Genomic DNA, 12,200 nt, shown 5'->3' with positions numbered 1-12,200 from the left:
AGGTTCGATGCTTCGGTTCGATGACAGGGTCGCGATCATCACGGGGGCCGGTCACGGTCTCGGCAGGTCGCACGCGCTCCTGCTGGCGGAGCGCGGGGCGAAGGTCGTGGTCAACGACCTGGGCGGCGCGCTCGACGGCACCGGCGCCTCAACCGGTCCGGCGGCCGACGTGGTCGAGCTGATCAGGAAGAACGGCGGCGAGGCCGTCGCCAACACCGACAACGTCGCCACTCCTGAAGGGGCGCGCGCGATCGTCCAGGCGGCCGTCGACGCGTTCGGCAAGATCGACATCGTCGTCAACAACGCCGGGATCCTGCGCGACAAGTCGCTCGGCAAGATGACCGTCGAGGAGTTCGACGGGGTGCTCGCCGTACACGTGCGTGGGTCTTATCTGGTGAGTCAGGCGGCTTATCCGTACATGAAGGAGAACGGCTACGGCCGGATCGTCAACACCTCCTCGCCGGCCGGGCTGTTCGGCAACTTCGGGCAGGCCAACTACTCGACGGCCAAGATGGGACTCGTCGGGCTCACCAAGACGCTCGGCATCGAAGGGGCTCGTAGCGGGATCAAGGCGAACGCGATCGCGCCTATCGCGTGGACGCGGATGACGGAGATGCTGCTGCCGGCGGAGTTCGAGGCCAAGTTCACGCCGGAGCGGGTCAGTGCGCTGGTGGCTTATCTGGTGCACGAGTCGTGCGAGGTGACGGGCGAGGTCTTCAGCGTGGGCGGGGGGCGGGTGGCGCGGGTGTTCGTGGCGGAGGGGCCGGGGTGGAAGACCGACGACCTCACGCCGGAGGCGATCTCGGAGCACTGGGAGGCCATCATGACGGAGCAGCCGTATGTCCTGACGGCTCAGGACTCGATGAAGCAGATGCTCTGACGCCTGCGGGGGCCTGCCGCCTCACCGCGCCAGGCCCCTGCTCTTGCTCCGCTGTGCCCAATGCATGGGAGATCGCCTTCACATCAGAGCCGGGCGGGTTTTGGGGATGTGGATTGGACTTTTGCTTGACCGTCGGCATAAGTGGTCTTTACGATCCTGAAATGTGGCGGACATAGGCCGGACAGTCCTCGAAAAACCTCCTGCCCTGGTGATGAAGGGCATCGGCAAGTCCTTTCTGGGGGTGCGGGTTCTTACTGGGGTCGATCTCACGGCCGACTCAGGGCACGTGCATGCGATCGTCGGGGAGAACGGGGCCGGGAAGTCGACCCTGATGAAGGTCCTCGCCGGGGTGTACACGCCGGACGAAGGTTCGATTGAGATCGATGGGCGGGCGGTCGGCTTCAGTCATCCCAGCCAGGCCCAGCGCGCCGGTGTGGCGATCATCTACCAGGAGTTCAACCTCCTCCCCGAGCGCAGTGTCGCGGAGAACGTCTTCCTGGGGCGCGAGCCCGTACGGCGGGGCCTGGTGGACAGGGCGGCGATGTCCAGAGCCACCCGAACGCTGCTCCACGAGCTGGGTGAGGAGTCGTTCAGCCCTGATGACCTGGTGAAACGGTTATCGGTCGCCCAGCAGCAGGTCGTTGAGATCGTCAAGGCGCTGTCCGTCGACGCTCGCATCGTGGTGATGGACGAGCCGACCGCAGCGCTCGCGGAGCATGAGGTGGAGCTGCTCTATCGGCTGGTCAGACGGCTGCAGGAGCGGGGGATCGCGGTGCTCTACATCTCCCACCGCCTCAAGGAGGTCTTCGATCTCGCCTCGACGGTGACCGTACTCAAGGACGGAGCCCTGGTCGCCACCCGGCCCACCGCGGACGTCACCCGGGACGAGCTGGTCAGGCTCATGGTCGGCAGGGAGCTCGGGACCTACTACCCGCCTCGGTCCACCCAGAGGGGCGAGGTACGGCTGAGCGTCGCCAAAGGGGGCAATGACCGGCTCCACGACATCGACCTGGAGCTGTACGCCGGCGAGATCGTGGGGATCGCCGGGCTCCAGGGCTCGGGGCGGACGGAGCTGGCCAAGGCGCTGTTCGGGGCGGAGCCGTTCACCCAGGGGAGCATGACGCCCGCGATGCCCAGGTCCGTGCGTGAGGGGGTCGCGGCGGGCATCGGGCTGGTGACCGAGGACCGCAAGGAGGAAGGCCTGGCGCTCCGGCAGTCGGTGCGCGACAACGCCCTGCTGGTGGCCAGGACGCAGAAGAAACGTCCCAAAGTGCTGGAACTGCTCCAGCGGGTACGGCTGTCGCCGCCCCGCCAGGAGCAGGAGGTGCGCTTCCTGTCGGGCGGCAACCAGCAGAAGGTCGTCCTGGCCAAGTGGATGTCGGTGGCGCCGAGGGTGCTGCTGTTCGACGAGCCGACGCGCGGCGTGGACGTGGGGGCGAAGGCGGCCATCCACGACCTGATGCGCGAGCTGGCGAACGGCGGGATGGCGATCATGATGATCTCGTCAGAGCTACCTGAGCTGATCGGGATGAGCGACCGCATCGTGGTCCTGCGTGACGGGCGGATCGCGGGCGAGCTGCCCGCGGGGCCGTCCGAGGAAGCGGTCATCCACCTGGCGGCGAGCGAGGTGGCGACGTGAACGCCCGGGTGGTGTTCCTGGCGCTCATCCTCGTCACGGTCGTCGGCGCCATCCTGGTGGCGATCGACGGGGGCAACCTGCTCACCCTGGAGACGATCGTCGGCGTCCAGCAGCGGTCAGCCGCCCTGGGGATCGTCGCCGTCGGTCAGACGCTCGCGATCCTCGCCGGTTCGCTCGACCTCTCCGTCGCCTACCTGATCAGCCTCGCCTCCCTGGTCGCCGCCGAGATCATGGAGACCGGCGCCGTCCTCCCCGCGATCGCGGCAGTCCTGGGCGTCAGCGCGCTCGTCGGCCTGGTCAACGGCGTGGTGATCACCAAGCTCAAGGTGCACGCCTTCATCGCCACCCTGGGCGTCGCGCTGATCATCAAGGGCGTCCTCGACCACCTCTACGACGGCCCGGCGGGCAAGGTGCCCGAGTCGTTCCAGCATCTCGGATACGACAGGCTCGGCCCCATCCCGGTGTCGGCGCTGCTCTGGGCGGCCGTGGCCGCCGCTGCCTGGTTCCTGCTCAAGCGGACCAGGTACGGCTACCGCACCTACGCGGTGGGCGGCGACGTCGAGGTGGCCAGGCTGTCCGGCGTCAGGACCGACCGGGTGGTGATCGTCACCCACATCCTGTGCTCGGTGTGCGCGGGCATCGCCGGGCTGCTGCTGGCGAGCAGGCTGGGCGCCGGCGCGCCGACCGTGGGCACGGACGGCGGCTACGACCTGGAGTCCATCGCCGCCGTCGTGCTCGGCGGGACGGCGCTGGCGGGCGGCAGGGGCGGCATCTCGGGCACGGTGGGCGGCGTGCTGCTGCTGGCCGTACTCGACAGCGTCTTCAACCAGCTCGAGGTCAACTCCTTCTTCAAGGACGTCGTCAGAGGCGTGGTGATCGTCGCGGCCGTGGCCGTCTACGCCCGCCGCGCGGCGAAACGGAGCCGGGTATGAAGCGTGCGATCCCCATCCTGGCCGTGCTGGCCGTACTGCTGGTGCTGATCGCGCTGGCCAACCCCTACTTCCTGCAACCGGCCGGGTTCCTGGCCTTCGTCAAGCGGGCCGCGCCGCTGGTGATCCTGGCCGCCGGGCAGTATTTCGTGATCGTGTCCGGCGAGTTCGACCTGTCGGTCGGGTCGCTGGTGACCGTCGAGGTGGTGGTCGCGGCGCGGCTGATCGACGGCGACGAGGCCGCGACCTGGCCGGTGCTCGCGCTCCTGATCGTGCTGGGGCTGGCCGTCGGGCTGGTCAACGGGGTGATCACCACGAAGCTGAAGGTGCCGTCGTTCATCACGACGCTCGGCATGATGCTCGTGCTGTCCGGCGCGGTCTTCCTGTGGACGGGCGGGGCGCCGCGCGGCGCGCTGTCGCAGGCGTTCCGCGTCTTCGGCCGCGACACGTTGTGGGCCGTCCTCGTCGTGGCGGCCGTGGGCGTCGCGGCGATCCTGCTGATGCGCGCCGACTTCGGCAAGACGCTCATCGCGACCGGCGACAACGAGCGGGCCTCGGCGCTGTCCGGGGTCAGGACGGATCGGGTACGGATCATCGCCTTCGTCCTGTCGGGGCTGGCAGCGGCGGTCGCCGGGATCCTGCTCGGCGGGTTCGCCGGGGTGTCGGCGCAGGTCGGCCAGGGGCTGGAGTTCTCGGCCATCACCGCGGTCGTCCTCGGCGGAGTGGCGCTGGGCGGCGGGCGCGGCTCGGTCGTGGCCGCCATGGCCGGCGCGTTCACCCTTGAGGCGCTGTTCACCCTGCTCAACCTGTACGGAATCTCCGGGGCGCTGGAGTTCACCGTGCAGGGCGTGATCATCATCGCCGCCGTGGCGGCGGGAGCCGTACGGCTGCCGCGCCTGCTGACGACGAAAGCAGCACGAACCGACTAGGAGGGATGTCATGCGACGTCAACTGGCCCTCACCGCCGTGGTGGTGGCGTTAGCCGCCACCGCCTGCACCACGGACAAGCCCACAGCGACGACCACCAAACCGGCGTCAGCCGCTCCCCAGGAGACGGCGGCGGGCACGGGCGACCAGTCCAAGTTCTTCGTCCAGGCGGACTACGACGCCCAGCTCGCCATGCGGTCGCAGCAGCCCACCGGCCCAGCGGACAAACCCTGGGAACAGGCGATAAATCCGCAGATGGCGGATACCGCCAAATACAAGAAGGCCGGGCCGTACAACCTCTGCTTCTCCAACGCGGCGGTCAACAACCCGTGGCGTCAGGTCGGCTGGAAGACCATGCAGGCCGAGGTGGCGCTGCACAAGGAGATCACCAAGCTGACCGCGCTGGACGCCGAGGGCAAGGACGACAAGCAGATTTCCGACATCGCCGAGCTGCAGGCCAAGGGGTGCGACGCGCTGATCATCTCGCCGAACACCACGGCCACGCTGACGCCCGCGGTCAGTGGCGCGTGCCCGAAGGTCCCGGTGATCGTGTTCGACCGCGGGGTCGAGACCGACTGCCCGGTGACGTTCATCAAGCCCATCGGCGGCTATGCCTTCGGCGCGGACGCGGCGGAGTTCCTCATCGAGAAGGTGCCGGCGGGCGGGAAGATCCTCGCGCTGCGCATCCTGCCCGGCGTTGACGTGCTGGAGACCCGCTGGTCGGCGGCCAAGGTCGCGTTCGACAAGTCGCAGCTCAAGGTCGTCGGGGTGGAGTTCACCGACGGCGACGCGGCCAAGACCAAGTCGATCGTGAGTGACTACATCGCCCGCCACGGCAAGATCGACGGTATCTGGATGGACGCCGGGGCCACGGCCGTCGCGGCGATCGAGGCGTTCGAGGACGCGGGCCAGCCGGTGCCGCCGATCAACGGCGAGGACCAGCAGGACTTCCTGAAGAAGTGGAAGGACGGCAACCTCACCGCGATGGCGCCGACCTACCCCACCTACCAGTGGCGCACCCCGATCATCGCGGCGCTGAAGATCCTCAAGGGGGAGGAGGTGCCGAAGGTCTGGAACCTCCCGCAGCCCAAGATCACCGCCGAGAACCTGGACAAGTACCTGCAGCCCAACATGCCTCCGCTGCACTACGCGCTGTGTGGTTGCGAGAGCATGCCCGGGTTCCCCGAGTACTGGGGCGGTAAGAAGTAGTGACATCACGCGATCGGGGAGCGGAATGACCGAGGAACGACTGGGTGTGGGCATGGTCGGCTACGCCTTCATGGGCCGTGTCCACTCGCAGGCCTGGCGGAGCGTCGCCGCCTTCTTCGACCTGCCGGTGAAGCCGTCGATGACGGCTGTCTGCGGCAGGTCGGCCGCCGACGTGAAGCTGGCGGCGGACAGGTTCGGCTGGGCGTCGGTGGAGACCGACTGGCGCAGGCTGATCGAGCGGGACGACGTGCAGATCATCGACATCTGCACGCCGGGCGACTCGCACGCCGAGATCGCGATCGCCGCGCTCGAAGCGGGCAAGCACGTGTTGTGCGAGAAGCCGCTGGCGAACACGGTGGCGGAGGCGTCGGCGATGGCGTCGGCCGCCGCCGCCTCGACGGCGAAGAGCATGGTGGCCTTCAACTACCGCCGGGTGCCCGCCGTGGCCCTGGCCAGGAAGCTGGTCGCCGAGGGCAGGCTGGGCACGATCAGGCACGTGCGGGCGCAGTATCTGCAGGACTGGATCGTCGACCCGGAGTTCCCGCTGGTGTGGCGGTTGCGCAAGGAGCTGGCCGGGTCGGGGGCGCTGGGCGACATCGGCGCGCACATCATCGACACCGCCCAGTTCATCAGCGGACAGCTGCTGACCGGCGTCTCCGGGCTCACCGAGACGTTCATCAAGGACAGGCCGGGCGGCGAGGTCACCGTCGACGACGCCGCCCTGTTCTTCGGCAGGATGGACGGCGGCGCCGTCGCCTCCTTCGAGGCCACCAGGTTCGCCACCGGGCGCAAGAACTCGCTGCGCATCGAGCTGAACGGCTCGGACGGATCGTTGTCCTTCGACTTCGAGGCGATGAACGAGCTGTGGGTCTCCGAGGGCGACGCCGGTTTCACCAGGATCCTGGTGACCGAGCCCGAGCATCCGTACGTCGGCGCCTGGTGGCCGCCGGGGCACGGGCTGGGCTACGAGCACACCTTCACCCACGAGATCAGGGACTTCCTGGAGGCGATCGGGACCGGCGCCGAGCCGTCGCCGTCGTTCGCCGACGGGCTGCGGGTACAGCGGGTGCTGGAGGCGGTCGAGGCGTCGGCGGCCGACGGCTGTTACAAGGAGATCCCATGACTGAGCGAAGCGAAGGCATCAATAGGAACAGCGACCTGGTCTTGAGCCCGACGAAGGAGGGCTCAAGACCAGTGACGCTGTTTACCGGCCAGTGGGCTGACCTGCCGTTCGAGGAGGTGTGCAGGCTGGCGGGCGAGTGGGGTTACGACGGGCTGGAGATCGCCTGCTGGGGCGACCACTTCGACGTCACCCAGGCCTCCGACGACGGATATATCCGCCGGAAGCGTGAGGTGCTGGATAAATACGGGCTCAAGGTCTGGGCGATCTCCAACCACCTGCTCGGGCAGGCGGTGTGCGACCACCCCATCGACGCCAGGCACCAGGCGATCCTGCCCGCCCGCATCTGGGGGAACGGCGACCCAGAGCAGGTACGGCAGGCGGCGGCCGAGGAGATGAAGACCACAGCGCGCGCGGCGGCGGCCCTCGGCGTGGACACCGTGGTCGGGTTCACCGGGTCGTCGATCTGGCACACGGTGGCGATGTTCCCGCCGGTGCCCGCCTCCATGGTCGAGGCGGGATACCGGGACTTCGCCGACCGCTGGAACCCGATCCTCGACGTGTTCGACGAGGCGGGGGTGCGGTTCGCGCACGAGGTGCACCCGTCGGAGATCGCCTACGACTACGTCACCACGCAGAGGACGCTGGAGGCGATCGGGCACCGTACCGCCTTCGGGCTGAACTGGGATCCCTCGCACATGGTGTGGCAGGACCTCGACCCGGTCGGGTTCATCCTCGACTTCGCCGACCGGATCTACCACGTGGACTGCAAGGACACCAGGGTCAGGGTCGGCGACGGGCGGCGCGGCCGGCTGTCGTCGCACCTGCCCTGGGCGGACCTGCGCAGGGGGTGGGACTTCGTGTCGACCGGGCGCGGCGACGTGCCGTGGGAGGACTGCTTCCGCGCGCTCAACTCCATCGGCTACGCCGGGCCGATCTCGATCGAGTGGGAGGACGCCGGGATGGACCGGCTCGACGGCGCTCCCGAGGCCCTGGCGTACATCAGGAAGCTCAACGCGATCACCCCGCCGACGGCCGCCTTCGACGCGGCGTTCTCCACTGAGTAGCGGTTTTCGCGGGGGAGTGGTCCTGTCGGCGTGGCCGTCCGGCGCGATGTGATGGTCGGCGAGGGGGGTGCGGGCAGGAGTGCCTGCCCGCGCCAGGCCGGGGCCGCTCGCTGGTCCCCGCCCCTGGCGGTCCCGGCCATCAAACAGGTAGAAGGGGGCTATGGAGCGAGTCGCGCTGGTGACGGGAAGCACGCGGGGGCTGGGCAGTGCGATCGCGCACAGGCTGGCGGCCGACGGCATGCGGGTGGCGCGCAACGGCCTGGACGGCTCGGCCGACGATGTCTACTACGCGGACGTCACCTCGGCGGACGAGGTCGCCGACCTGGTGGCCCGGATCGGGCGCATCGACGTGCTGGTGCTGAACGCCACCGGGCCGCAGCCCGAGGCGCCGATCCTCGAAGCCGGATGGCAGGACCATCTGGACCAGCTCGACTTCTTCGTGCGCAGCCCGTTGCTGCTCGGGAAGGCGGTGATTCCCGGGATGATCGAGCGCGGGTTCGGGCGGATCGTGCACATCGACTCCGAGGTCGCCGACCGGCCGCCGGTCGGCAGGTCCGCCTATGCGACGGCCAAGAACGCCCAGATCGGGCTGGCCCGCGCGTGGGCGCACGAGCTGGCACCGCACGGGATCACCGTCAACACGGTCGCGCCGGGATTCATCCCTGTGGAACGGCACGCGGACGTCCCCGAGGCCGACCGCACCGCCTACCTGGCCACCGTGCCCGCAGGGCGTTTCGGCGATCCAGACGACGTCGCGCACGCCGTCAGCTTCCTCGCCTCCGACGGCGCGGGCTTCATCACCGGCCAGCGCATCCTGGTCGACGGCGGCCGCTCGACCTACGTTTAGTCGCGCTGGGCGCCGCACACGCCCAGGGCTCTGCCGATGAGCTCCGGGTTCTCCGCCGCGTCGAGCAACGCCATCGCGTAGTCGGCCCTGGGGAGGGTCGTCTTGCCGCCTGTGGCGTTGGCCGCGAAGTCGATGTGGACCCGCCCCACGCCCGGCTTGTCGGTCAGCATCGTGCCCCTGGCCACCGTCCAGTCGAGCCCGCTCATCTCCAGCATCCCCTCGGCCCTGGCCAGGTCCACGTACGCCGAGCGGAACACCAGCCACGCCAGCGCGACGGGAAGCCGCGGCCGGGTGGCGGGGACCGAGCGGCTGCTGGTCATCACCAGCCTGCCGACCCCGGCGTCCCGCATGGCCGGGATGAGCCGCCTGGCCAGGTCGCTCGCCCCGATCGCGCAGATCACCGCGTCCTGCCCCTCGACCGCCGAGGCGAGGTCGGTGACCGTCTCGTGGCCGTCGACGACGGTCTGCTTCCTGGAGTAGGCGGTGATCTCGTGACCACGCTCGATGCCCTGGGCGACCACATGCCTGCCGGTGCGCCCGGTGGCGCCGATAATGAGGATACGCATTTCTCTATATTGCAGATTGCACTATGGCAAGTCAATGGCCGCTAGGCTCTCGGCATGCGTCTCGCGACACCCGAGGACCTTGAGGTCGTGCAGGAGATCGTCCAGGCGGCCTACACGCCGTGGATCGACGTCATCGGGATGCGCCCGCTGCCGATGGAGGCCGACTACCCGGCGCTCATCGCCGCAGGGCACGTGCACCTGGACGACCTCGGCGGCCTCATCGTGCTCGTCCCCGAGGACGGCGTGCTGCTCGTCGACAACGTGGCGGTCCGGCCGGAGCTGCACGGGCGGGGCATGGGGCGCACCCTCATGGCGTACGCCGAGGCGGAGGCCGAACGCCTGGGACTGCCTGCCGTACGGCTCTACACGAACGTGAAGATGGCGCGGAACATCGCCCTGTACGAGTCGCTGGGCTACCGGCGCCTCCACGAGGAGTCCATCGGCAACCGCCACGCCCTCCACATGAGGAAGGAACTGTAGGTTCTCGTCATGGCCGTCATCCACCACACCGTCGTCACGCCCACCAAGCTGGAGCTGCTCACCGCCTGGCTCCCCACCCGGCCCTGGTACCTCGGCGCAGGCGAGCCCGAGCTGGCCAAGGCCGGCGGGTTCCGGCTGGACGACCCGCAGGGCGAGGTCGGGATCGAGTTCATGGTGGTCACCGACGTCTCCGGCGACCCGACCGCCTACCTGGTGCCGCTCACCTACCGCGGCGCCCCGCTCGACGGGGCGGAGCACGCCCTGGTCGGCACGATGGAGCACGGCGTGCTCGGGCGGCGCTGGGCCTACGACGGCTGCCACGACCCGGTGCTGGTGGCCCAGTTGCTCGCGCTGATCGAGGGCCGGGTCGAGGCCCAGGCGCAGAGCACCAGCGACACCCCCGACCGCGAGGTCACCCGCGCCTACACCGGCAACGGACTCACCGGCTTCACCACGGTCGCCGACGACCAGGACGGGACGGAGCTGGCCGGACCGCATGGCGCGACCATCCGGGTGCACCGGATCCTGCGCGAGGCGGCTTCCCTCCCGGCGGAAGCGACCGGCCACGTCACCGGTGTCTGGAGTCTGCAGGACGGCGCCCGCGTCAGCGGTCCGTTCGCCGTCGTGCGCGCGTAAGCGCAGGCGCAGCCGCTCGTCAAGGCCCGTTTTTGCCGCTGTCCAAGAATTTTGGACGGCGTGCGCCGCCTGCCATCAGCGAGGAGTCCCTGTCGATCACGGATGTCGATCACGGTCGTCCACATGTGGCCAGCGGGCGCTTGGTGACCCCTTGCCGGTGTCGGCGCATGCTGGGGAAGCCGCGCCGCGAAGACCCGGGCTCCTCCGCCTCAGCGGCACATTCCCCTCATCTCAGGGAGGCGATCATGGCGTTGAAGGCGGCCGATCTGGCGGCACTCGGTGACACGCCGATCACGATCCAATCCGCGGCTTTCCCCAACGCGCACCTGCGTATGGACGGCTCAGCCGTGACCACCACCACCGACAACGGCGGTGGGACGGTCAACTGCCAGTACGGACCACCGAGCCCGTGGGAGAGCTACCGGGTGCACCGCCAGGGCGACGGCTCCGTCGCGCTGGAGTCGGTGGCGTTCCCCAAGGTCTACCTCCGCATGGACGCCTCGGGCGTCACCGCCTTCTCCGGCTCGGGCGGCGGGAAGGTCAACTGCCAGTACGGCAGCCCGGGGCCATGGGAGAAGTTCCAGGTGCGCGACCAGGCCGACGGCTCCGTCGCGCTGGAGTCGGCCGCCTTCCCCAAGGTGTTCCTGCGGGTGGACGCCTCGGCCACCACCTCCTACACCGGTCCAGGCAGCGGAAGCGTCAACTGCCAGTACACCGGGCCAGGGGCGTACGAGAAGTTCTTCCTCGCGCTCGGCGACCAGCGGCTGAACTTCGCGATGCAGCACCAGCAGCAGACCCAGTGGTGCTGGTCGGCCACCTCGGTCAGCGTCGCCGCGTTCTTCAACGCGGCCACCGCGTGGACCCAGTGCTCGCTGGTCAACGCCGAGCGCGGGCTCAACACCTGCTGCGGCCCCGCCGCCTCGGACGCCAACTCCTGCAACCAGCCGTGGTTCGTGAACACCGCGCTGACCAGGGTCGGGCACCTCCGCGACGTCGTCGGCGCCGCGCTCACCCTCGACCAGATCCGCGCGGAACTGCTCGCCACCAGCCCCATCGGGGTACGCATCGGATGGGCGGGCGGCGGCGGTCACGCCGTGGTCGTCCGCGGACGCTACCGGGACCTCAACGGCGTCGACTACGTCAGCGTCGCCGACCCGTGGGACGGCGACTCGGACGTGCCCTACGACACGTTCCGCAACAACTACAGGGGTGCGGGAACCTGGACCCACACCTATCGGACCCAGCGGTAAGGAGACAGCGATGCCCCTGCACACGCCTGCCCCGCCGTCCGGCATCCCCGAGACGGTACGGGAGAAGCTCCGCTCGCTGGCCGGTCAGTCGCGGTTCACCACCCCGTCGCTGAGCCTGGCCCAGGAGGGGGACCTCGACGTCTCCACCCCGCACCAGGTCTTCACGATCGGGCTCGACGACATCGAGTCCGGCGCAGGGCTGGACGCGGCGCGGCCGGTCGGGTGGCGCTACCTGATCACCGGCGGCGGCGAGGTGATCGCCAGCGCCGAGACCGCCGAGGGGCCGGACGGCACCCCGGAACCGGCGCAGTTCACCGAGGGCCGCTTCGTGGCCGCCACCGCCACCGCCGTACGGTCCGCCAGGGCGCTGCCGCAACTGGAGAAGGCCAACTTCGAGCTGCGGCTGCTGCGGATCCCCGCGCTGTACCTGATGGCCCTGTGGCTGCACTCACCGGCCACGGACCTGCTGGTGCCGCTGGCGCCCTCGCCGATCGGCAAGGAGGGCCAGATCGTGCCGCCGGCGCAGCTGTTCGGTGAGCTCACCCGCCAGGCCCACGCCCGCTCGGCTGCCACGCCGCGGCGCACCGGCGACGGCGAACCGCCCACTCCCTGACGGGCGATCGGTACGGCCGGCGGAGAGCCGGCCGTAC

General features: G+C 69.5%; 13 protein-coding genes. 12 read left to right on the top strand and 1 reads right to left on the bottom strand.

Annotated features, from left to right (window positions below; all coding sequences use genetic code 11):
• Nucleotides 1–7: 7 nt before the first annotated feature.
• The 8 genes from ACIBG8_RS41795 to ACIBG8_RS41760 all read left to right on the top strand — a co-directional run bounded on the left by ACIBG8_RS41795 (nt 8) and on the right by ACIBG8_RS41760 (nt 8,618).
• Nucleotides 8–880 (top strand): SDR family oxidoreductase, encoded by an 873-nt coding sequence (locus ACIBG8_RS41795; RefSeq protein ID WP_397348770.1) that lies wholly within the window; start codon nt 8–10, stop codon nt 878–880.
• 163 nt (nt 881–1,043) lie between these two features.
• A complete protein-coding gene (locus ACIBG8_RS41790) occupies nt 1,044–2,519 on the top strand; it encodes a sugar ABC transporter ATP-binding protein (RefSeq protein WP_397348769.1) in 1,476 nt (491 codons plus the stop codon).
• A complete protein-coding gene (locus ACIBG8_RS41785) occupies nt 2,516–3,451 on the top strand; it encodes an ABC transporter permease (protein ID WP_397348768.1) in 936 nt (311 codons plus the stop codon). The genes ACIBG8_RS41790 and ACIBG8_RS41785 overlap by 4 nt, the downstream gene beginning before the upstream one ends.
• Nucleotides 3,448–4,377 (top strand): ABC transporter permease, encoded by a 930-nt coding sequence (locus tag ACIBG8_RS41780; RefSeq protein WP_397348767.1) that lies wholly within the window; start codon nt 3,448–3,450, stop codon nt 4,375–4,377. Before ACIBG8_RS41785 ends, ACIBG8_RS41780 begins: the two co-directional genes overlap by 4 nt.
• 10 nt (nt 4,378–4,387) lie before the next feature.
• Nucleotides 4,388–5,584 (top strand): ABC transporter substrate-binding protein, encoded by a 1,197-nt coding sequence (locus tag ACIBG8_RS41775; RefSeq protein WP_397348766.1) that lies wholly within the window; start codon nt 4,388–4,390, stop codon nt 5,582–5,584.
• Between the two features lie 25 nt (nt 5,585–5,609).
• Nucleotides 5,610–6,707 carry a Gfo/Idh/MocA family protein gene (locus tag ACIBG8_RS41770; RefSeq protein ID WP_397348765.1) on the top strand — a complete coding sequence of 366 codons (1,098 nt, stop codon included), beginning with the start codon at nt 5,610–5,612 and terminating at the stop codon, nt 6,705–6,707.
• On the top strand, nt 6,704–7,771 hold the full coding sequence (locus ACIBG8_RS41765) for a sugar phosphate isomerase/epimerase family protein (RefSeq protein ID WP_397348764.1): 1,068 nt from the start codon (nt 6,704–6,706) through the stop codon (nt 7,769–7,771). Before ACIBG8_RS41770 ends, ACIBG8_RS41765 begins: the two co-directional genes overlap by 4 nt.
• A gap of 160 nt (nt 7,772–7,931) precedes the next feature.
• On the top strand, nt 7,932–8,618 hold the full coding sequence (locus ACIBG8_RS41760; RefSeq protein ID WP_397348763.1) for an SDR family NAD(P)-dependent oxidoreductase: 687 nt from the start codon (nt 7,932–7,934) through the stop codon (nt 8,616–8,618).
• Here ACIBG8_RS41760 and ACIBG8_RS41755 read toward each other — a convergent pair.
• Nucleotides 8,615–9,184 carry an NAD(P)-dependent oxidoreductase gene (locus ACIBG8_RS41755; protein ID WP_397348762.1) on the bottom strand — a complete coding sequence of 190 codons (570 nt, stop codon included), beginning with the start codon at nt 9,182–9,184 and terminating at the stop codon, nt 8,615–8,617. The genes ACIBG8_RS41760 and ACIBG8_RS41755 overlap by 4 nt on opposite strands.
• 54 nt (nt 9,185–9,238) lie before the next feature.
• On the opposite strand from ACIBG8_RS41755, the gene ACIBG8_RS41750 reads away from it, so the two are divergent.
• The 4 genes from ACIBG8_RS41750 to ACIBG8_RS41735 all read left to right on the top strand — a co-directional run bounded on the left by ACIBG8_RS41750 (nt 9,239) and on the right by ACIBG8_RS41735 (nt 12,163).
• Nucleotides 9,239–9,664 (top strand): GNAT family N-acetyltransferase, encoded by a 426-nt coding sequence (locus tag ACIBG8_RS41750; RefSeq protein WP_397348761.1) that lies wholly within the window; start codon nt 9,239–9,241, stop codon nt 9,662–9,664.
• Between the two features lie 9 nt (nt 9,665–9,673).
• Complete coding sequence (locus ACIBG8_RS41745; protein ID WP_397348760.1) at nt 9,674–10,300, top strand: 1,4-alpha-glucan branching protein; 627 nt, start codon at nt 9,674–9,676, stop codon at nt 10,298–10,300.
• A 245-nt stretch (nt 10,301–10,545) separates the two neighbouring features.
• Nucleotides 10,546–11,550 (top strand): fascin domain-containing protein, encoded by a 1,005-nt coding sequence (locus ACIBG8_RS41740; protein WP_397348759.1) that lies wholly within the window; start codon nt 10,546–10,548, stop codon nt 11,548–11,550.
• Between the two features lie 10 nt (nt 11,551–11,560).
• Nucleotides 11,561–12,163, top strand: a complete 603-nt coding sequence (locus ACIBG8_RS41735) for a hypothetical protein (RefSeq protein ID WP_397348758.1) — start codon at nt 11,561–11,563, stop codon at nt 12,161–12,163.
• The last annotated feature ends 37 nt before the right edge of the window (nt 12,164–12,200 follow it).

It is taken from the genome of Nonomuraea sp. NPDC050556, from assembly GCF_044457355.1.
Classification (GTDB): domain Bacteria; phylum Actinomycetota; class Actinomycetes; order Streptosporangiales; family Streptosporangiaceae; genus Nonomuraea.
This window is presented reverse-complemented; position numbering and strand designations above follow the sequence as displayed.